Source organism: Paenibacillus allorhizoplanae (assembly GCF_927798215.1).
Taxonomy (GTDB): Bacteria; Bacillota; Bacilli; order Paenibacillales; family NBRC-103111; genus Paenibacillus_E; species Paenibacillus_E allorhizoplanae.
On sequence record NZ_CAKMMW010000011.1, the window covers coordinates 1 to 21536 of the forward strand.

General features: G+C 40.3%; 17 protein-coding genes. All 17 read right to left on the reverse strand.

What is annotated here, in order from left to right:
• Positions 1 to 63 precede the first annotated feature (63 nt).
• A complete protein-coding gene (locus L6I86_RS18425; RefSeq protein WP_236289422.1) occupies positions 64 to 1275 on the reverse strand; it encodes a glycosyltransferase family 4 protein in 1212 nt (403 codons plus the stop codon).
• Positions 1272 to 2402 (reverse strand): non-hydrolyzing UDP-N-acetylglucosamine 2-epimerase, encoded by a 1131-nt coding sequence (wecB, locus tag L6I86_RS18430; RefSeq protein ID WP_236289424.1) that lies wholly within the window; start codon positions 2400 to 2402, stop codon positions 1272 to 1274. The genes L6I86_RS18425 and wecB overlap by 4 nt, the downstream gene beginning before the upstream one ends.
• A gap of 3 nt (positions 2403 to 2405) precedes the next feature.
• A complete protein-coding gene (locus L6I86_RS18435) occupies positions 2406 to 3515 on the reverse strand; it encodes a capsular polysaccharide biosynthesis protein CapF (protein ID WP_236289426.1) in 1110 nt (369 codons plus the stop codon).
• Positions 3512 to 4534: a polysaccharide biosynthesis protein gene (locus tag L6I86_RS18440; protein ID WP_236289428.1), complete on the reverse strand. Its 1023-nt coding sequence runs from the start codon at positions 4532 to 4534 to the stop codon at positions 3512 to 3514. The genes L6I86_RS18435 and L6I86_RS18440 overlap by 4 nt, the downstream gene beginning before the upstream one ends.
• A 3-nt stretch (positions 4535 to 4537) precedes the next feature.
• Positions 4538 to 5725: a glycosyltransferase family 4 protein gene (locus L6I86_RS18445; RefSeq protein ID WP_236289429.1), complete on the reverse strand. Its 1188-nt coding sequence runs from the start codon at positions 5723 to 5725 to the stop codon at positions 4538 to 4540.
• A gap of 174 nt (positions 5726 to 5899) precedes the next feature.
• Positions 5900 to 6493, reverse strand: a complete 594-nt coding sequence (locus L6I86_RS18450; protein ID WP_236289431.1) for a sugar transferase — start codon at positions 6491 to 6493, stop codon at positions 5900 to 5902.
• Positions 6494 to 6551: 58 nt separating this feature from the next.
• Positions 6552 to 8372, reverse strand: coding sequence for a polysaccharide biosynthesis protein (locus L6I86_RS18455; protein WP_420851908.1), 1821 nt, complete (start codon positions 8370 to 8372; stop codon positions 6552 to 6554).
• Between the two features lie 25 nt (positions 8373 to 8397).
• Positions 8398 to 9087, reverse strand: a complete 690-nt coding sequence (locus L6I86_RS18460) for a CpsD/CapB family tyrosine-protein kinase (protein ID WP_236289433.1) — start codon at positions 9085 to 9087, stop codon at positions 8398 to 8400.
• Complete coding sequence (locus L6I86_RS18465) at positions 9068 to 9826, reverse strand: YveK family protein (RefSeq protein ID WP_236289435.1); 759 nt, start codon at positions 9824 to 9826, stop codon at positions 9068 to 9070. Before L6I86_RS18465 ends, L6I86_RS18460 begins: the two co-directional genes overlap by 20 nt.
• 129 nt (positions 9827 to 9955) lie before the next feature.
• Positions 9956 to 12346, reverse strand: a complete 2391-nt coding sequence (locus L6I86_RS18470) for an S-layer homology domain-containing protein (protein ID WP_236289437.1) — start codon at positions 12344 to 12346, stop codon at positions 9956 to 9958.
• Between the two features lie 36 nt (positions 12347 to 12382).
• The gene (locus tag L6I86_RS18475) at positions 12383 to 13153 is read right to left on the reverse strand and encodes a tyrosine-protein phosphatase (RefSeq protein WP_236289438.1); all 771 of its coding nucleotides are present in this window, start codon (positions 13151 to 13153) and stop codon (positions 12383 to 12385) included.
• Positions 13154 to 13595: 442 nt separating this feature from the next.
• Positions 13596 to 13919, reverse strand: coding sequence for a hypothetical protein (locus L6I86_RS18480; RefSeq protein WP_236289440.1), 324 nt, complete (start codon positions 13917 to 13919; stop codon positions 13596 to 13598).
• Positions 13891 to 14112 (reverse strand): hypothetical protein, encoded by a 222-nt coding sequence (locus L6I86_RS18485; protein WP_236289442.1) that lies wholly within the window; start codon positions 14110 to 14112, stop codon positions 13891 to 13893. Before L6I86_RS18485 ends, L6I86_RS18480 begins: the two co-directional genes overlap by 29 nt.
• Before the next feature lie 149 nt (positions 14113 to 14261).
• The gene (locus tag L6I86_RS18490; RefSeq protein WP_056624593.1) at positions 14262 to 16157 is read right to left on the reverse strand and encodes a PrkA family serine protein kinase; all 1896 of its coding nucleotides are present in this window, start codon (positions 16155 to 16157) and stop codon (positions 14262 to 14264) included.
• Positions 16158 to 16334: 177 nt separating this feature from the next.
• A complete protein-coding gene (locus L6I86_RS18495) occupies positions 16335 to 18623 on the reverse strand; it encodes a glycoside hydrolase family 95 protein (protein ID WP_236289444.1) in 2289 nt (762 codons plus the stop codon).
• 11 nt (positions 18624 to 18634) lie between these two features.
• Positions 18635 to 20470 carry a cache domain-containing sensor histidine kinase gene (locus tag L6I86_RS18500; RefSeq protein ID WP_236289446.1) on the reverse strand — a complete coding sequence of 612 codons (1836 nt, stop codon included), beginning with the start codon at positions 20468 to 20470 and terminating at the stop codon, positions 18635 to 18637.
• Positions 20467 to 21486: a response regulator transcription factor gene (locus L6I86_RS18505; RefSeq protein WP_236289447.1), complete on the reverse strand. Its 1020-nt coding sequence runs from the start codon at positions 21484 to 21486 to the stop codon at positions 20467 to 20469. The genes L6I86_RS18500 and L6I86_RS18505 overlap by 4 nt, the downstream gene beginning before the upstream one ends.
• Positions 21487 to 21536: the final 50 nt, after the last annotated feature.

Here is a 21536-nt window from a genome sequence, read left to right on the forward strand (position 1 = left end):
ACCATGGAGTTTTATTCTTTTCAAGAATTTTATCAATATTGAGCGTTATTTAAATTACATTTCTTAATACTTAATTATTGAATTACGATAAATATTTATATACTCATTAAATTTAATATCTTTATTATAAAATCTTCTAGCCTTTTCTTGACACTTTTGAGTATAACTAGCTTTCGTTTTCTCCTTAATTACTTTAATAGCATTTAATAATTCATTTATATCTCCTCTACTTACAGAAATTCCACATTCTTCATCAACGCACTCAGCACTTCCTCCAGTATTAAAAGTAACTACTGGTAAACCACAGGCCATTGCTTCTAGGTTTGTACTTGGAAAATTATCTTCCATTGTTGGATTCACAAAAATATCCGAGGCAGAATATATCTCAGCCAGTTCTTTTGCATTATTTGTTTTTGATATACTCAAAATATTATTGGGTAAGCCTTTAATTTGTTTTTTTGAAAGTCCAACCAGAACTATTACTTCATCTAAGCTTATTTTTTTAGAAATCTCCATAAAATGTTCTAAACCTTTTCTCCTATCCCAAATACTCGCAATACCAAGAATAATAAACTTATCTTTCAAGTTATATCTTGTTCGAAAATCATTACTTACAGGTTTAAATATATCTAAATCTATCCCATTATTTATTACTGTAATTGTGTATTCACTTAAAAAAGACTTTTTTGCAGTTTCTGCAAGCCACTTCGAAGGAGTAACAACAGTTAAATTTTTAACTCCTGTAAAAATATTCTTTTTCTTTAAAAAGTTGTCTTTGGAATTATCAATGTAAAAGCTAGTAGGATATGATTTCTTCTCCGGACAGTCAAAGCATCCTGATTCCCATTTATTACAACTTACAAAATCAAAATAGGCGCAGTGTCCTGTAAAAGCCCAGCAATCATGAAGTGTCCATACCACAGGTTTATTCGCTTCTTTAAGATAATCAAATAATAATTCAACATTTATGTAATAACCATGAATATTATGTAGATGTATTATATCTGGATCCAACTCTTTTACCCAATTTATAAAATTTTCTGTTACATTCCTTGATCCAAATCCATGTTTATCTTGTATTCTTGTTAAAGCCACATGTACAAAATTATCATATCTGGTTCCAATCCTAGTAGCGGTTCCACAATTTTTAGGTAGTCCTCTACCGTATGCGATATAACTTTCATCACCTTGTTCAATTACCATTTGATGTATATCTGTTGCAATTCTACCAGTACTCCCGACTCCACAGACGGAATTAATCTGTAATACTCTCACAAGCTGTTCCTCCATACAACCCTATTCACATAATCTGTATATGACAATATTAGCCTCAATACTTTCTCCGAAACATTCGGTTTACAATAATCCTCTACAGACCTTAAAGTACCTATTTCTTGCAACTCAAGTATTGCTAAACCCTGCAAAATTCTTTCTTTTTTTAACCCCACCATCATCACAGCTGCTTCTTCCATAGCCTCCGGTCTTTCATGAGCCTGCCTAATATTTAAAGCTTTAAATCCTAGAATTGATGATTCTTCACTAATAGTTCCGCTATCACTCAGTACTGCTTTAGCTTTCATTTGAAGTTTTACATAATCATTAAACCCTAGAGGTTTCATTGTTTTTACCAATCGATTAAACTCTATACCTTTAGCTGTAATCATATTTCTAGTGCGGGGATGTGTACTTATAATTACGGGCATTTTATATTTGTCCGCGATTTCATTGATACTCTCAATTAAATCTAGAAAATTGGTTTCTGAATTAATATTTTCTTCTCTGTGTGCGGATATCACAAAGTACTTACCTTCATTAAGCTCCAGTCGTTCCAATACGTCACTTTTTGCAATATCTTCTTCTCTAGAATGAAGAACTTCAAACATTGGACTTCCAGTTTTAATTATTCTATCTGCGGGTAGTCCTTCTCTTAATAAATATGCCCTTGCAATGTCGCTATAAGTTAAGTTAATATCTGCAATATGGTCTACTATTTTTCGATTCGTTTCCTCAGGAACCCTTTGATCAAAACATCTATTACCAGCTTCCATATGGAATATTGGAATTTGTCGTCTCTTGGCTGCAATTGCACATAAACAACTATTCGTATCTCCCAAAATTAACAAAGCATCTGGCTTAACTTCATCCATGATTGGATCAATTTTCACTAGGATATTCCCGATCGTTTCAACTGCTGTTCCGGTAGCTGCATCTAGAAAATAGTCTGGCTTCCTTAAATTGAAGTCATTAAAAAACACTTCATTTAATTCATAATCATAATTCTGCCCTGTATGGACAAGCGTATGTTCAGTAGCATTGGATTCTTCTAATTTATTAATGACAGCTGATAGCCTAATAATCTCTGGTCGGGTCCCAACGACTGTCATCACCTTTAATTTATTCATTCGTTATACCTCCAAAAAATATGTATCAGGCTTTTCAGGATCGAAGAACTCGTTCGCCCACATAATAGTGACCATATCAGTATCCCCAAGATTTTCAATATTGTGTGTGTAACCAGTAGGTATATCTACTACTTCCATTTTTTCTCCACTAACAAAATATTCAATTACTTCCTCAGAGTTAATATCTCTAAAACGAATAACTCCTGTTCCACTCACTACAAGGAATTTCTCGTTCTTTGTATGATGCCAATGATTACCTTTTGTAATACCGGGTTTAGATATATTAACGGAAACTTGTCCTCTATCTGGTGTCTTAATAAACTCGGTGAAGGACCCTCTATGATCTGTATTCATTTTAAGATCATAACTAAATTTAGTTTTTGGTAAATAACTTAAATATGTACTGTACAACTTTTTAGCGAATTGGTTAGACATATCAGGTATGGAGCGTTCTTCACGACTCTCTTTAAATGTATAGATTAAACGAACGACCTCTCCTAGAGTTATAACATGAATGATTGGAACCTCACTATAATCTCCAACGGCATTTTTTTTACCTATTAATACATTAATAAGTTCATCGACTACATCATCAATATAAACTAAATTCATTACAACAGTTGGATCATTAACAGTGATTGGTAGTTCACGAGCAATGTTATAACAGAATGTTGCAATTGCACTATTATAATTAGGTCTACACCATTTTCCAAATACATTTGGAAAACGATAAACAACCACTTTTGACCCTGTTGTTTTGCTGTAATTTATAAGTAAATCTTCACTTGCTTTTTTACTAATTCCATATGGGTTATTTAATTCAGCTTGTATTGACGATGAGAGCACTACTGGGCAAGAATTATGATATTTTTTTAATGTTTCAAGTAGTTTTGATGTAAATCCATAGTTCCCATCCATAAATTCTGACTGTTCTTGTAGACGATTCACACCAGCAAGATGAAAAACAAAATCTGCTTTTTCGCAATATTCTTCTAATAAAATCGAATCAGTGTCTGAACTATATTCAAAAATATCTGTAAAGTTTCGATTTCTTAATTCTGAAACAAGGTTTTTACCAATAAATCCTTTTGAACCTGTCACTAGTATCTTCATTGTTTAATCCAACCTCTTAATTCTGTCCTCACGTATTCTAGCGTTAATAACTTATCTTTTATGGCTTCGATATTTAATCTCTCAGTGTTATGAGAGTTATACTCAACTTCAGAAGACAATTGCTCATCACCTTCTATAAAATACTTGTCGTAGTTAAGATCCCTTTTATCCGCGGGTACTTGATAGAATCCTCCCAAATCTTGGGCAACTATATGTTCCTCTCTAGTGAGTAAAGTTTCGAATAACTTTTCACCATGACGGGTACCAATAACTTTTATTTCATTCTCTGCTTCAAACAACTCTTTAATAGCTATCGCTAGATCGCCAATAGTTGAGGCAGGTGATTTTTGTACCATGATATCTCCTGCTTTTGCATTTTCAAAAGCAAAAATAACAAGTTCAACTGCTTCTTCAAGACTCATAAGAAACCTTGTCATATTAGGATCTGTTACAGTTAAGGGCTGTCCATTTTTTATTTGTTCAATAAATAGTGGAATTACAGAACCTCTTGATGCCATAACGTTTCCATATCGTGTACCACAAATTAATGTTCTATTTGGATCCACCATATTTGACTTGGCAACAAACACTTTTTCCATCATTGCTTTAGATATTCCCATGGCATTAATAGGGTAAGCTGCTTTGTCAGTAGATAGACAGATAACTTTTTTCACATTACTTTCAATTGCTCCAGTGAGAACGTTATCTGTACCCATAACATTAGTTTTTACAGCTTCTAATGGAAAGAATTCACAAGAAGGTACTTGTTTCAATGCAGCCGCATGGAATACATAATCTACACCGTGCATGGCATTTTTTACACTAGCTAAATCTCTTACATCACCTATATAAAACTTGAGTTTTTCACTCTTATAAAGTTTTCGCATGTCATCTTGCTTCTTTTCATCTCGAGAAAAGATTCGAATTTCCTTAATGTCAGTATTAAGGAAACGTTTCATTACTGCATTCCCAAAGGAACCTGTCCCCCCCGTTATCAGAAGAGTTTTATTTTTAAACATCTACTATGCCTCCAAGTTGATAAGGGTATTTTCTAGCACCAACATAAATTTTTCTTTTCTAAAGTTATTACTATAATAATTATATGAATTTTCAGCCATTTGTTCTTTTGCATCACTCATACTAAACTTTATTATTGTATCAGCCAAACCAATATAATTCTCAGCAGTACAACATAATCCACATTCAGCTTCTTTTATAACACGGCTCGTTTCACCATTAATAGCTCCAATAATTGGTTTACGAAAAGCCATATACGATTGAACTTTTCCAGGTAACGTGTATGAAATTATCTCGTTATCTTTCAAGGTAATTAACATTGCATCTGCCAATCCATAATACATTGGCATTTCACTCACAGGTCGTCTTCCATAAAAAACTATGTTTACTAACCCTAATTTTTCACTAAGTAATTTACACTCTTCTAAGTTAGATCCATCCCCCACTATGTGAAACATAATATTAGTTTGCTCACGCAATTGATTGGCTGCTTTAACAATCGTTTCTACACTCTGCATTTCGCCAATATTTCCAGCAAAAACAAAATTCAATTTTTCATTTTTAATAATACTTTTGTTTTCTGTAAATAAATCCTCGGCATATTGTGGGAGGTGATGTATTACATCTATGTTTACTGCTAGATTACTACTTAGATGTTCTTTAAACATACTAGAAGTAACAGCTATAGAATCTGCCGAGTTATAGATCCATTTAGATACCTTTGTAAACAATTTATAAATTATTGAATCATCTTTAATACCACCTGCTGCTAAACTAGCTGGCCATAGGTCAAGACAATATAGTAAAACTTTTCTATTATGCTTCTTCTTATAAATGATTGCCGGAATCCCCATCAAAACAGGAGAAAGTTGATAGACTAATAATACATCATACTTTTCTTTCATAGTTAGCGTCTTAAACGAAGAAGAAACAGCAAAGCTAATATAATTCAAGAAAAGCTTCAACTTATTACTACCACGACCAATTTCATAGCTTCGTATAACTCTCACATTGTTTATCACTTCTTCTCTTTTCTTCCCACCGCGGTAGTCATCAAGAACTTTTCCTTCTGGGTAATTGGGAAGACCAGTTAAAACAGTCACATCGTGACCTCTTTCCACCAGTGATTCACATATATCTGATATACGAAAAGGTTCTGGATAATAGTATTGGCTGACAACTAATATTTTCATAAAAAAGCCTCACAATCTATCGAAACTTTTCAATAATTCTTCGACTTTTATTTTTAATCATCCGGATAATCTAAAATAGGAGTAACATTAAAAGACCATTTATTTGCATATTTATTTAAAATATACAATCCACTACAAGATCTGCAAATAACAACTCTTTATTTTTTGTGTATATTATTCGACACTATTCCCACCCTCAACTACCCCTTTACTCTGTACAACACTTGCTATTGTCTCAAAAAAACATCTAACATCCATCATAAAGTTTAATTTTTCAACATATTCTCCATCTAACATAGCCTTATGTTCAATTGAAAGTTCATCCCTACCATTAATCTGTGCCCATCCAGTAAGTCCTGGCAATATATTATTAGCGCCAAACTTATCTCTTTCTTTGATTAAATCATACTGATTCCATAAGGCAGGTCTAGGGCCAATAATGCTCATCTGCCCTAAGAGTATATTCCATATCTGAGGAATCTCATCTAGGGATGATTTTCTTAGGAACTTCCCCATTCTAGTTATGTATTGTTCCGGCCGATCCAGAAGATGTGTAGGTGTATCTTTAGGAGTATCAATTTTCATTGTTCGGAATTTTAATATATAAAAGTAACTCTTGTTTATTCCTACTCTCTTTTGCTTAAAAAGTACTGGGCCTCTAGAATCTAATTTTATCCCTAGTATCAATAGCAAAAATACTGGTAATAAGATGATAATTCCAATAAGTGATAAAAGCACATCAATTAGTCTCTTTATTTTCAAATACATAAAAGAACTACTCCTTTATGAATAAGTTTGTAATATCAAACTTACTATCAATATCCCTCTAACCCACATTACTAAAACTCGGCACCAAATGCTTCACAGCCTCATAGACGGTTCCATGTTTATCAGTAATTACTTTCTCTAGGCGTAAGATCTTCAATGCTAATTCACTCTGACTAATCTTCAAAGGACTTCCAACGAAGATACGATCATGCGAAGTATTTCCAAGCCCTTCTTCGCTTAGAAGCAGCTCTTCATATAGCTTTTCCCCTGGACGGATGCCAGAGAATTGGATCTCCATGTCAATTCCTGGTTCGAATCCGGATAGACGAATGAGGTCGGTGGCTAGATCAACGATTTTGACCGGTTCTCCCATATCTAATACGAAGATCTCGCCGCCTTTCGCGAAAGCGCCTGCTTGAATTACTAGTTGAACAGCTTCAGGAATGGTCATGAAATAGCGCACCATTTCTGGGTGCGTGACGGTGACAGGTCCACCTAAGGCAATCTGTTCTTTGAAATGTGGGATCACACTACCGCGACTACCCAATACATTGCCAAAGCGCACGGCTACGAATTTGGTTTGACTTACGAGGTCCATACTTTGAATGATTTGTTCAGCAATCCGTTTGGTTGCTCCCATGATACTCGTAGGATTGACAGCTTTATCTGTAGAGATGAGAACAAATCTCTCCGCGTTAAATTGATGAGCACATTCTGCAACATTTCGGGTGCCGAACACGTTATTCTTAATAGCTTCTGCTGGATTGCGTTCCATGAGGGGAACGTGTTTATGAGCAGCTGCATGGAAAATAACTTTTGGCTGGAAAGTTTGAAAAACTTCCTTCATCCGTTCCAAATCCTGAACATCTGCGATGACTGGTTCTATGTGTAAAGTTGGAAAAAGCCTATGTATTTCTTTCTCGATGACATATATACTGTTCTCACCATGGCCCAGCAGAATTAGCTTTTTGGGATGAAAAGGTGCAATTTGTCTGCACAATTCGGAACCGATGGAGCCGCCGGCACCTGTGATTAGTACGACTTTACCTTGTACATAATTGGCAATGCCATCTAGATCAATGTTAATAGGATCACGGCCAAGAAGATCTTCTACTTGCACATCGCGAATCGCATTTATTGTAACTTTGCCTTCAATCAAATCATTAATTCTAGGAATGATCTTCATTTTGGCTTTGGTATGTTTGCAAATCGTAATAATTTCGGATACTTCTAGCTTGGAAACAGATGGCATTGCAATAATAACCTCGTCAATATCATTGGTTTCCACGATTCGAATAATCTCATTGCGGTCGCCTAGAACTGGGACCCCCATAATGAAGTGTTTATACTTAGATGGATCATCATCAACGAAGGCAACTGGGTATACGGGAGAATTCGAATTATATTTTAATTCTTTAGCGATTAAGATCCCACAGTCTCCTGCCCCAATGATCAATGCTTTACGTTGGTTAGATTGCTTCTTATTGTATTTATCTCTAACAACTCGCCATATAAATCGGCTTGCCCCTATAATGAGGATCATATTCTCCATAACTCGAACGTAGACAGCGAAGGGAACCCTGGGCTCATGTAACCAAATCATAATGAAATAAGACAGTGTACAGGTAGCTACGACTGCTTTGAAGATCGATATCACTTCGCCTATACTCGCATATTCCCAAACGCGTCTATACATCTTGAAATAGACTAAACAAGCTGATCCAACAACCATGGATATCGCTGAGTATTCTATCCACTGTCTCATATAGGCAGCAGGAATATGCAATTCAAACCTTAACAAATAGGCAATCATAACGCTTATCCATATCAGAACCATATCGAGCAAAACGAGTATTGTCTTTTTGCTACCTAACTTCACGGAAATCCCTCACTCGTAAATGATCTTATTGACTTTCACCATAGTAATAATAATAGTAGGCATCTTTATTTTTGCGATCCACATTGTTCAACACAACGCCAAGAATTCTTGCTCGCACATTATCTAGGTTTTGCTTTGCTTTGAGTACAGCTTCTCTCTTCGTTCGATCCGAGTTAACAACCAAGATTACGCCATCTGTACGAGAAGCAATGATCTGTGAATCGGTTACGGCAATTGCTGGTGGAGCATCGATAAGAATAACATCAAAACGCTGTTTCAACTCTTCAATTGTGCTTATCATCTTCTTAGACGCAAGGATTTCGGATGGGTTTGGTGGGATAGGTCCCGAAGTTATAATCTGCAAGTTAGGTATAAATGTATCTTGAAGTACTTCCTGAATGGTTAGTTGATTCGTCAAAAGGTTCGTAAGTCCCCAACGATTGGATACACGCAAGGTGTGGTGCATGGTTGGTTTCCTAAGATCCCCATCGATGATTAATACTTTTTTATCTGTTTGTGCATAGGCTACAGCTAAGTTAATCAGTGTGGTTGATTTTCCTTCACCCGGTCCAGCAGAGGTTACCATGATAACCCTTAATTCCTCATCGATAGATGAGAATTGGATGTTCGTACGAAGGGCTCTGTACGCTTCCGAAATGGGAGATTTGGGATTCTGATGTGTGATAATAGGTCTTTTATTGGTTGAGTTTGACATCCGAACGTCCCCCCACTCTTTGTTCATTTGCCTGTTTGCTATGATTGTTCTGTAAATCTTCTGGTCTCATCTTGGTAATCATGGCTAGGGTTGGCAGCCCTAAATATTGTTCAACTTCTTCTTCAGTCGTTAATTGATCGTTCAAGTATTCCAATAGGAAGGCAACTCCTAGCGCAATCATTAAGGACACGACGAAAGCGATAGCTACGTTTAACTTCTTATTTGGCTTCACTGGCACCGGATTCTCAATATCTTTGGCCTCATTCAGTAATGAAATATTATCGACTTTCATAATTTTAGGAATTTCATCCTGGAATACAATTGACACAGCATTGGCAATACTTGCGGCGCGTGCGTAAGATGGATCCTCTACGATCAGAGTCATAACTTGTGTATTGTTAACTGAGCTCACTTTAACTGTTTTTACGAGCTGCTCAGCAGTCATTTTCAAATGTGGGTATTCGGCAACGACTTTATCCATGATTCTTGGTGTACGAATAATTTCTTTATACGTGTCAATGAGTCTGATATTTAAATTAACTGTGTTGATGTCAACTTGAGATAGACCTACTTGATCATTTGATTTATTTACAATTAATTTAGTTGAAGCCTGATAAATGGGTTGCATAAAGAAATAGCTGATAACCCCCGTTGCTACTGTGGCCAGCACAACAATTGAAAGTATCATCCACACCCTTTTCTTAATAATCTTCAAGTAATCCTTTAAATCCAGTTCCATGCCATTCCCTCCGTCTACATGATGTCATGTCTCGCCTTGGTCGTTGGTCTCATCTTATTTTTATTAGAAAAGATAAGGAATCCCCCTCTATCTGGTAGAGATAAGGATTCCTCCTGAAATATACGGTTTCTATTTATTCAATAATCGGTAGATAACAACAGCGGCTTGAGCACGAGTAGAGTTAGCATTAGGATTAAATACATTGCCTTCCTCGCCAATAACAATGCCTTCACTTGCTGCAAGTGCAACGCCAGATTTCAATGATGCGTTAATCTCAGTCACATCTGTGAATCCTTTGAGTGCTTCGTCTACCTTAGCTGGGCTCAAAGAAATTCCTTTAAGCGCGAGCGCTCTGGATGACATGACTGCCATTTCAGCACGTGTAATATTGCCATTCGGATCAAACTTCCCTGCTTCTTTACCATTCACAATGCCATTCTTAACAGCGGAAGCCACGTAGACTTTGAACCAATCCGAATCATTCACATCCGTAAAGTTTTCAGTTGCTGTTGCACTTTCCAAGGAGAACGTTTTTACGATCATTTTCGCGAATTCTGCACGTGTTACTAGACCATTCGGTACGAAAGATTGATCAGCGCGACCTTCTAGGATTCCTTTGGATGCAGAAACTTGAATTTGTCTGCCAGCCCATGCTTTCACAGAAGCTGTGTCGCCGAATTCAACTTTATTCTCAACTACTGTATAAGTAGAGAAACCTGTACGCAGTGCATTCAGAACGCCATTTTCATAGCTGCCGCCGTAGAATTCTAATTTGCCATCTACGATTTTGGCTAGGGATAACAACTCAGTATCGAATTTGCTACCGTTAGGAACTGGAATCGTCACTTCAACTGGTTTATTGAAGTTACTGATATTCGTTCCACCAGATGTAAATTCAAATTCATATACCCCAGCTGCTACAGGCAATTGTGTTGCACTTGTTGCTACTTTGGTATCTTGATTCGTCACTTTAAGCGTTGTATCTGCACCAAACTCAGTTGGACTTACGCCTAATGTAAGACCACTCATGGAAATGGCTACAGTATCAACACCATTTGCAATAGCGGCATCCAACAAGGCTTTACCTAAAGGAATTTCTGTTGTTTTGGCAGTGATGGAACCAAAATCAAGCTTAAGTTGAATTTTCTCAACTGTTGCATTAGGATTCAATTGTTTCAATTGATCATTAAGTGCTTTCGCTTTCGCAGCAATTTCTTTCATCTTGTTTGCAAGCTCAGTTACGTTAATAGTCGGTTTAGCTGTGTCGCCTTCAACTTTAATTGACTTGCTTAGATCTAACGTCGCTAGTTCTTGAAGTGCATTTTTTACTGCTTCTTGTGCTTTTTGGAAAATTTCTTGTTTCTTTTCTTCGGAAGCTCCCACGAGTTCTTTGGCAAGATTGCCCAAGTCTAATGTTTGATCAGGATTACTTGTAGAACCACCACCACCAGTGGTATTGCTATCTTCTGTTTTCGTCAATGTCAGCGTAGGTGAGATATAAAGCAGAAGTTTGAATTTGGAATCACGTGCTTGTATTACACCGTTTCCTGAGTTAACACCGTTAAGAACAAGTTTACCAGCTTCAAATTTTACGCTATCTCCACTTTGTTTGCTCCAAACCAAAAAGGAATTCAATGGTTGGCCAAATATGCTCAGTTTGGGATCTACAATTGCTGAACTTGAATCGTTATCAGTAAATTGAAACTCATCTTTAAGTAAATATCTGATACCTGCCGATTCAATCGCTGTTCTTGCTGCAACCGCTTGTTCGCCTAAATCGGAATTATCTGCAATGAAGTCGGCAAGATTGTTTTGAACAGCATTGAGGTCACCTAAATTAAGTTCATATGCATTTAGGAAATCACTTATAAGTAGTTCTTTAGAAAGAACCTTTGTTGTAACGATATCATTCAAAGTATTTTTAATAGGCTGGGAACTTCCCCCCGTTAAGAATACACTCGCGATGCTTCCAAGTAATGCTTCTTTACTTGATTCCTCTTGTAATGCTGCGAGTGACGCCTCTTGAAAATCAATAACACTTTGTTTACTTAAGCCATCAGCTTCATCAATTAAAGGAAGGCCTTTATATTGGAACAAAAGATCAAGAGCATCACGAACATCTTGTACTTTCAACAATTCTTCAATGGCATTACTTGATTCGTCATAGAACAAATCCAAGTTATTAAACAATTCAAACACTGGGGTAACATCCACACCTGCACCAGATAATTTTGTCCAAACATTACCGAGGATTAACGCCATATCTTCATCAGAAAATGAATAATCAGCAACAAAATTCCTTACTGCCCTAGCGGCATCAATCCCTTCAGCATCCTTCCCTAACTCATCACGCAATCCATTCAGTTTATCCTGAATTGAAAGTGTATCAGCAGAAGCAACCCCTACCGTAATACCCAGTTTATTAGCTAGACCTTGCTCACTCAATGGAAGTCCAGCAATGGATGCAAACATGATGCTTGCTGCCAAAGTTGTAACCGTTAATTTCTTTTTCATCGTCATGCTAAAATTCACCTCTTTAAATTAGTTGTCTTGCATTTATTTGGATTTCCAAAACTGAAACCATTTTGGTCTCGACCAAACAGGCGATTGTGTCTCAATAGAAAGATTATGTATGATCCTGTTGGCATTGTTTTGAAAAGAACTCACAATTCCTTGCCCTAGTTCTGAACGCAAAGCTTCATAGCCTTCGGCCAGTGCAAACCCACGATGTGTCGTGTTGTGTGCGTCTGACGAAATAAAATGTGCTAAGTGATTCCTGCATAAATCAAATGACAGTGATTCAATAGACTTACCGAAGTGACCGAGCAGGGAATGAGCCGTCACTTGACTCAAGGCACCTAGTTGGACTAATTCGAGAAGCTTCGTAGGATCCTGGACAATCTCACGATTACGCTCCGGATGTGCGATAATTGGCACAATATCCAGTAGCAGCAGCTCATGCATAACTTCATCTATTCCCGCAGGTATTCGATCTGATGGGAATTCCATAAGCAAGTAGCGTGAGCCATCTAACGTGGCGGTTCGCCCAGCTTCAAGATCGTCAATTAATCCCCGATAGACACGAATCTCTTGACCTGTATGGATATGAAGAGGAATATTCCTGTTATTGAGCTCCTCTTGCAACAATTTCACTTGCTCTACAACTAAAGTTGCATCGTTCGTGAATCTACCATTTTCATGATGGGGGGTAGCAATTACGGTATGTATTCCTTGTTCCACGGCTGCCCTTGCCATGTGAACGGCTTGCTCCAGATCAGATGCCCCGTCATCTAAACCTGGTAGTATATGACTATGTATATCAATCATAGGAGACCCCAATCACGTAAACAAACGATATAATTTCGACAAAATATCAGGATTTAAACCATTTTTCTCCTAAATCTCTTACTGAAAGTGTAACATATATACGATGTGTTGCCTACCTTAAGGACTAGGAAACAAGCACCAAACGCCCGAATTTTATGGAATCTTAATCAAATATTCACCTTTGTAATAGTTCCGAATTTTATGTGCAATTTGTGCAGATTCTCTTATGAACTGCTAGAATAGACTAAAACATCCTATTTTCCCATTGTATTCGACAATCTTCTACAAATTACTTTTATTATTCGACATAGTTCTACATTGTTTAGGTGGTTGAATTTTCTGTAAACTATAGTTTACGTTTTTCCGTGGTGGTCCTAATAAAAAAACAAGCCTCTTCAAATTTTTTTCACAAAAGAGGCGTTTAACATGGATTTCATCCTGATTATTTCTTAAACTTCATCAAATCACACAGCCCTACGAAGAATACAACGATGGTTGTGAATACGATTAGTCTGAAATCCCAAGCATTCGGAAACTCATTCATTTTGGTATCTGTCGCACGGAGAATAAGAACAAAAAACAATAAAAGCAAATCGAAAAACATGCAATAAGCCATCCTTGCTGAGAGTTTATGAAGTGGGAGTTTGTCCATCATTTTGCCGAATCCAAATAAATCGTTCCACTTCCCGGATTCAGACTTCGACTTCTGGGGGGTATTGTCTTTATCCTCTTGTTTATCAGCGATCGGCTTTGGCTCGGTTGACATTCTCCTTGCCAACTCCCTGCAATGACTCGAGTGCATCCTGCCACATTAGAATGGCCCCTATGAAGCTTACACCTGCAATGAAAATCCCCCCCAACGGTGACAATAGCGATGGCTCCCAGGTCAAGATGATAGCTAGAAAGCCTACTACGATTAAAATATAAGCGCCTGTTATTTTCATTGAGTTGCTTGCCATGATCTTCTACACCTCCCCTATTATGAAGCTAAAGTAGTATATGAGAGATTAATAGATTTCGTGTTAGGCAACAATCGGCATCCCCTGCACAGTGAAAAAGACCTAAGGGGTCGTCACCCGCTCAGGTCTTTCGGTTCAAGCGTATTCGCCTATCTGTTCAATAAGCTTCCTACATACCGCAGTAATTCATTGGCACAAACCGGGCAGTATCCATGCTCGTCAATGAGCTGCTTCGTCACATCATTAATTTTCTTCAGCTGCTTCTCGTCTGGTGTTTTCGTGGAAGTCGTAATTTTCACGATGTCCTTCAGATCTGCGAATAGCTTCTTCTCAATCGCCTCACGCAGTCGCTCGTGACTGCTATAGTCGAACCTTCTGCCTTTGCGTGAGTACGAGGAGATGCGGATTAATATTTCTTCGCGGAAGGCTTTTTTCGCATTTTCCGAAATACCAATCTGCTCTTCAATGGAACGCATGAGGCGCTCATCTGGATCCATCTCCTCGCCGGTCAACGGATCCTTAATTTTGCCCCAGTTGCAATAGGCCTCAATATTATCCAAGTAGTTGTCGAAAATAGTTCTAGCCGACTCCTCGAAGGAGTAGACGAACGCTTTCTGCACTTCTTTCTTGGCAATATCGTCGTATTCCTTACGGGCAACGGAGATGAAATTCAGGAAGCGCTCCCGCTCATCCTTCGTAATCGATGGATGTTGATCCAAACCGTCTTTCAGAGCTCGCAGCACATCTAGGGCGTTAATACATTGGAGATCCTGGCGGATCAAGGCACTGGAAATTCGGTTAATAACATACCGTGGATCAATTCCGCTCATGCCTTCTTCTTGATATTCATTTTGCATTTCCTTCAGATCGGCCTCTTTGTAACCCTCGACAACTTCACCGTCGTACATACGCATTTTCTTGATCAAATCCATCCCTTGCTTCTTCGTTTCCTTCAAACGTGTAAGAATCGAGAAGATCGCGGCCACACGAAGCGCGTGAGGTGCAATATGGATGTGCGACATATCACTCTGTCCGATAAGCTTGTAGTAGATTTTTTCTTCATCTGATACACGCAAATTATAAGGGATCGGCATAACAATCATACGAGACTGCAAGGCCTCATTTTTCTTATTCGCGATAAAAGACTTATACTCCGTTTCATTCGTATGCGCAATGATCAACTCATCTGCACTGATCAAGGCGAAGCGACCTGCTTTGAAATTCCCCTCTTGCGTCAGTGAGAGTAAATTCCAGAGGAATTTCTCATCACATTTCAGCATTTCCTGGAACTCCATGATCCCCCTGTTCGCCTTATTCAGTTCGCCATCAAAACGATACGCCCGTGGATCCGACTCAGAACCAAACTCTGTAATCGTTGAAAAGTCAATGCTTCCCGTTAAGTCGGCGATATCCTGCGATTTGGGATCTGAAGGACTGAACGTACCAATCCCTACCCGGCCTTCTTCGGAGACAAAAACCCGCTCCACATGCACATCTTCAATACAACCGTTGTACTCCGTTTTCAAACGCATTTGGCACGATGGGCATAAGCTGCCTTCGATTTTCACATTCAACTCGCGCTCAATCTCTGGTCGCAGCTCCATCGGAATCAAATGAAGCGGCTCTTCGTGCATCGGACACCCTTTGATCGCATAGACTGCCCCTAAATCCGTTTTGGCAAATTGCTCTAAACCGCGTTTCAGCATGGTCACAATTGTGGATTTCCCACCGCTTACAGGACCCATTAGCAACAAAATACGTTTGCGAACATCTAATCGACGGGCAGCGGAGTGGAAATATTCTTCCACTAGCTTCTCAACGGCACGATCCAGACCGAAAATCTCTTGATTGAAAAATTTGTAGGATTTGTGGCCAACTTGATCGTTGATACCTTGCGAAGCAATCATGTCATAGACCCTAGAATGCGCAGTTCTCGCGAGTCCAGGATTACTGCGAAGCAATTCTATGTACTCCGCGAACGTACCGGTCCAGCTCAATGAATCCTTCTCCGTACGATGCTCTGAAATTCTTTTGAATATGTCCATGGGTACCTCCTTTCACTGCTGCCTTTAATGGCAATAGGTCAGCTCGTGATGGTGAATTGTGTACTACAATCCTATGCACCCAAGAAGGATAACTTGCCCGAAATTTTAAAATGTAACGGATTTCTCTCTTCCCGATTTATGAAAATGGAAATGACTAGGAATCCAAAACAATCTTCCCTATTTTCTGAAAATCTCATACTTGCAATCCGCTTCGACTTGAAATTCGATAACCGAATGATCCCTGTTCATTTGCATGTCTTCTCCTCCACAACGCACCAGAACAGCTTCACGTGTGCGCACTCTGCATAGGCCAGAGACCGTTGCATGGATAACCGCTTCTGATAATTTGCCATCGGACCATGTAAGATCAATCACATATCCATTGCGCCCTCGCAAGCCGCTCACGGCCCCCTGAGGCCACGCAGAAGGTAGAGCCGGCAGCAAGGATAACTCACCCGCATGTGACTGCAAGAGCATCTCAACGATACCAGCAGTAGCTCCAAAATTGCCGTCAATCTGGAAAGGAGGATGCGCATCAAACAGGTTGGGATACGTTGATTTCCGCAACATGTGGCTCAAATGTGCATGCGACTGTTCGCCATCCTCGAGTCTCGCAAACATATTAACGATCCACGCGCTGCTCCAGCCCGTATGCCCGCCTCCGTTTGCTAATCTCCGCTGAAGGGTTGCGGCAGCGGCAGCAGCCAATTCCGGCGTGCGGTGCGGACTTATTTGCGTTCCCGGGTGCAGAGCAAACAACTGAGAAATATGACGATGCCCCGGATCTTCCTCCGCATAGTCCTCTAACCATTCCATGATTTGGCCGTGTCTGCCGATCTGAGGCTTAGGCAGCCGCTCTAGCAGCGCAGAGAGCTGATTCCGCAGCTCCCCATCCACTTGCAGCTGATCGCTGCTCTGAATACATGCCGTGAACAACGCATGAATGATCTGCGAATCCATAGCGGGTCCCATGGTCAATGCCCCTCTGGTTCCATCTTCCAATATGTACACGTTTTCGGGTGAGACAGATGGGCCCGTCACAAGCTGCCCATTCGGTGCTTCCACCAAATAATCTACGAAAAAAGCCGCGGCTTCCTTCAAGATCGGGTAGGCTCTCCCCCGTAAAAAATCCTTATCTGCCGTAAACAGAAACTGCTCCCACAGATGTAAGCTCAGCCATGCCGCTCCCATTGGCCATATTACACAAGTCGGAAATAAGCCCTCTGGTCGTGTTTCTCCCCAAATATTCGTGTTATGATGAGCGACAAAGCCAGAACAGCCATATAGCTCCCTTGCGGTTTGCCGACCGCTTACTTGCATGCGTTCAATATGATCAAACAAAGGCTCATGACACTCGGATAGTCCGCATACCTCCGCTGGCCAATAGTTCATTTGCGTATTGATATTAATCGTGTATTTGGACTCCCAAGGCGGTGTGAAGCTGTCATTCCATATGCCCTGAAGATTGGCCGGCAAGCAGCCTGGGCGGGAGCTGGCGATCAGTAAATAACGTCCATAGTGAAAGTATAGTTCCATCAATCCAACATCCATATGCGAATGTGACTCTTGCAGCAGCTTCAATCGCTCATCCGTTGCCAAGTCATCTAACGGGTCATGCTCCGTCAGTTGCAGACTCACCCGATTGAACAACGTCTGATAATTCTGAATATGCCGGCGCTCTAGTTCTTCCGTATTAAACTGCTCTGGGGCCGCGATATGAAGCTGACAGGCAGCTAATGGATCCGACTCTCGAAAGGTACTCGCTGCTGCAATCAGCAACGTCACGGAACTAGCCCCTTCCACAGACAAGAAATCACCAATGACAGAGACAGTGCCGCCCTCAGCTTTTGCCTTCAGTACACACGCATACTCGACACCGTGCTTCCCACATTCGCCGCTCATCCAGATGCTGTCAGCTGATAACCTGCCTGATTCTCCCTCGTAGGGTCTGCGATTCAGATTCGCTGAGAAGTTCAGCTGCCCAGGTTGATCACATGCCAGTCGGATGACAATCACTTGATCGGGATAACTGGCATACATCGTTCGATGGTAGGTAACTCCGCCCACCTTATAGCTCGTACGAGCAACGGCATTTTTGATATCCAGTTCTCTGCGATACCCTTCAACTTCACCCTTTTGACCATGAAAATAAAGCCTCAGGTCTCCCAAAGGTTGATACGGATTATAATATTTGGGCGTGGAGAAAAGAGCCATTCGCGTTAATCGCGTGGCCTCCTCCACCTTCCCTTCAAAAAGCATCTCCCGAATTCCCTCCAAATGACGGGAACCATCGGGGTTAATCCCATCCTTAGGACCTCCGTACCAGATGGAATCTTCATTTAACTGAATGCGTTCCTCCTGTACGTGACCGAAGATCATCCCGCCTAACCGACCGTTCCCGATCGGAAGCGCCTCCACCCACAACTTAGCAGGCTGCAAATACCACAGTTTCTCACGATTGTTCAAGAATACGCCCCCTATCCAACATTTGGCTTATCACTCTGTTTAGGCGATGCAGGCATCACCATGATCATCTTGGTCCCCTGCTCAGCCACGCTTTCAATCCTGAGTCCATAGCTCTCCCCATAAACCATTTGAATACGGCGATGGACGTTCAGCACACCTATGCCACCCTTTTTGCCTGCTTCATCTGTTTCCGTATCCGCCAACCGATTTGCATTCAATTTCGCTTGGAGCTGCGTTAATTTGGCCTCCGTCATCCCTGAACCATTATCCTCAATACTGATCCAGAAAATCCCGTCAACAACACCTCCGTCAATGCGAACGAAGTGGTAATCTTCCAACCCGTCAGGAAAGGCATGCTGAAACACATTTTCGACTAAAGGCTGGAGGGTCAAACGAACCATGACATGAAGCAAATACTCCGGTTTTATGGCTACATCAATCTCGAAATCGCGGCCGATTCTGTGCTTCAGAACAACAATATAATACAAAACATGCTTCAATTCGTTAGCAACGGTAATCTCCTCGAGATTAGTTTGAACCGAGTAGCGCAGCATGTACGCCAATGCCTTCACAATTTCAGATATTTCTTCTGATTCTTGAATCGTGGCATAGCAAACAATGGTCTCAAGTGTGTTGTACATAAAATGAGGATTGATCTGCAGCTGCAGGGATTGATACTCCGCTTTCTGGCGCTCCATCCGAATCTCAGAGTTGCTGATTTCAACCTGAACCACGCGGTCAACGGCTTCGGATAGCCGCTTAACCATCAAATTGTAGCGCACCATCAACTCAACAATCTCATCCTTGTGAGGGGGGAGGGGAATCGTAGCCCAGTTTCCTTTCTCCGTCTCTCTCATCCCGCTTTTCAGTACTTGAATCGGCTTCGTAATCGATTTACCGAATCTGTAAGCAAGTAAAATCGCTAACACCAATGTAAATAATCCGACAATTAAAGTTGTCGAACGAATGTTCGTTAATGGCTTACGCAGTTCACGCAGCGGCATAGAGACGACAAGCTGCCAATCCGAATAATCGGACTTTCGGCTTACATACATGCGCTCATCCCCCTCACTCGTGTCGACGAACGAGGAAGTCCCTGCCTTTTCAAGCTTCTCTACAAACTCTGTCGGCACATCCAATCCGACTTTCTTCCCATCTGGGTGATAGACGTATCGACCTTTATTATCAATGATAAATAAGTACCCATATTTACCTAGATCAATCCCTTTCCATAGGGCTGACAGATCGGCCGATCGCATCTCAATGGCGAGTATGCCACTCAATTCAGGTGAGGTGAAACCACGAAAACGACGAACTAGCGTAAGCATTTGATTCTCTTGACCTTCAATAATTGTATGGTTCAAAATACTTAATTTACCGTCAGCCGATGTATTGGCAAGAAAATATTCTCGCTGCTTCCGCTTATCCTCGGCGTTGAAGGACTGCTCACCTACACCGTTATAGTAATAGACGGCATTCAGTTTATCGCTGATTAAGTAGACGGAAGCCAACTTTGGATTACGAATAAATAACGGATCGACACTCAATTCGAGAATCGTTTTTCGAGCAATATAATAGTCATATTCCTCTCGATCGGCTTTCAAATCTATAAACTCCATGACCTGTCTGTTCGTCAAAAGAGAGACAATCGATCGCTCATAGTCCTTCAAATACAGATCTGTATGATGAACCGCATTCCCGACGATTTGGTTCATTTGATTCTCAACCATCTCAGCTAACTCACCGGAAGAAGTCATATAGGAGAAGAAGCCAACACTGCTAAGCGAAAGAATGATAACGATCAAGAAATAAACGAATATTTTCTTCGTTAACCCTCTAATTTTCATTTGATACCAAGCCCAGTACGATATTCAGAGGGGGATACGCCGACAATTTTCTTAAAGGTTTTTGTAAAATGCGGGTAATCGTCGTACCCAACATCTGTTGCTACATCCACGATTCGGACATAGGGAATGGCCAACATTTCCTTCGCCTTCATCATTCTTTTATTAATCCGGTACTGAACAAAGGTCTCATGTGTGACTTTTTTAAAAAGCGAGCTGAAATACGTCGGTGTCAATCCGACCATAGCCGCAACTTGATCCAACGTGATGTCCTCCGATAACCTGCTGTCAATATAGCTTTTGGCCTCTTCCATCGGATCTTTAAAACTTCCACTTCGAACGGCTTGCAAGCCCTTGGCCATTTGAATTAAACCTTTATTAAATGTGTCTACAGCTTCCTTCACACTATCTGCCTGTAAATAGGCTTGCGCGATGGAAGGTGAGTAGTTACGGGCTTGGAAGCGCTTGACTAACAGGGTATGACAATCATCCAATAGTTCTTTAAGTCCAGCCAATGATAGTTGCACAGAGAGACAATAGTCACGCCAACGGTCGATTAAGCTGCTTAGCTCTTCCATCTGCAAAGCCCATATTTGCTGCTCCATCTGATCAATCCACTCAATATAACGGGAAGGCGGCATGTAGCCGCGTGAAGGCTCTTTAATTAACTGATTCAACATGTCATGGACATCCGCTGTCGTAACTGGTTTCAACATATAATGACGTACACCATAATTCATACTTTTTTGCGCATATTCAAAATCACTATACCCGGATATCACAACTGTTTTGATTTGCGGGAAATCTTCATGAATGATTCTGCATAGCTCTAATCCGTCCATTTTCGGCATACGAACGTCTACTAGCACAAGATCGGGCTCGCAGGCTCGAATTCGCTCCAACGCTTCCACGCCATTCTCAGCTGTCTGAATTCGCGAGAAAGCAGGTTGATACATTTCCGCCATCTTCACGATTCCTCTGCGTATGACAGGCTCATCATCTACGATCAATACATGCATGTCCAGACCTCCCTAGCATCGCTCAGAATCAATACCCAATTATGATAACT

Bases quoted from the DNA above. Each gene is read 5' to 3' on its own strand.
- wecB (WP_236289424.1), bottom strand. From the start codon at position 2,402: ATGAATAAATTAAAGGTGATGACAGTCGTTGGGACCCGACCAGAGATT.
- L6I86_RS18480 (WP_236289440.1), bottom strand. From the start codon at position 13,919: ATGTCAACCGAGCCAAAGCCGATCGCTGATAAACAAGAGGATAAAGAC.
- L6I86_RS18490 (WP_056624593.1), bottom strand. From the start codon at position 16,157: ATGGACATATTCAAAAGAATTTCAGAGCATCGTACGGAGAAGGATTCA.
- L6I86_RS18475 (WP_236289438.1), bottom strand. From the start codon at position 13,153: ATGATTGATATACATAGTCATATACTACCAGGTTTAGATGACGGGGCA.
- L6I86_RS18445 (WP_236289429.1), bottom strand. From the start codon at position 5,725: ATGAAAATATTAGTTGTCAGCCAATACTATTATCCAGAACCTTTTCGT.
- L6I86_RS18440 (WP_236289428.1), bottom strand. From the start codon at position 4,534: ATGTTTAAAAATAAAACTCTTCTGATAACGGGGGGGACAGGTTCCTTT.
- L6I86_RS18470 (WP_236289437.1), bottom strand. From the start codon at position 12,346: ATGACGATGAAAAAGAAATTAACGGTTACAACTTTGGCAGCAAGCATC.
- L6I86_RS18435 (WP_236289426.1), bottom strand. From the start codon at position 3,515: ATGAAGATACTAGTGACAGGTTCAAAAGGATTTATTGGTAAAAACCTT.
- L6I86_RS18465 (WP_236289435.1), bottom strand. From the start codon at position 9,826: ATGGAACTGGATTTAAAGGATTACTTGAAGATTATTAAGAAAAGGGTG.
- L6I86_RS18500 (WP_236289446.1), bottom strand. From the start codon at position 20,470: ATGAAAATTAGAGGGTTAACGAAGAAAATATTCGTTTATTTCTTGATC.
- L6I86_RS18485 (WP_236289442.1), bottom strand. From the start codon at position 14,112: ATGGCAAGCAACTCAATGAAAATAACAGGCGCTTATATTTTAATCGTA.
- L6I86_RS18505 (WP_236289447.1), bottom strand. From the start codon at position 21,486: ATGCATGTATTGATCGTAGATGATGAGCCTGTCATACGCAGAGGAATC.
- L6I86_RS18460 (WP_236289433.1), bottom strand. From the start codon at position 9,087: ATGTCAAACTCAACCAATAAAAGACCTATTATCACACATCAGAATCCC.
- L6I86_RS18450 (WP_236289431.1), bottom strand. From the start codon at position 6,493: ATGTATTTGAAAATAAAGAGACTAATTGATGTGCTTTTATCACTTATT.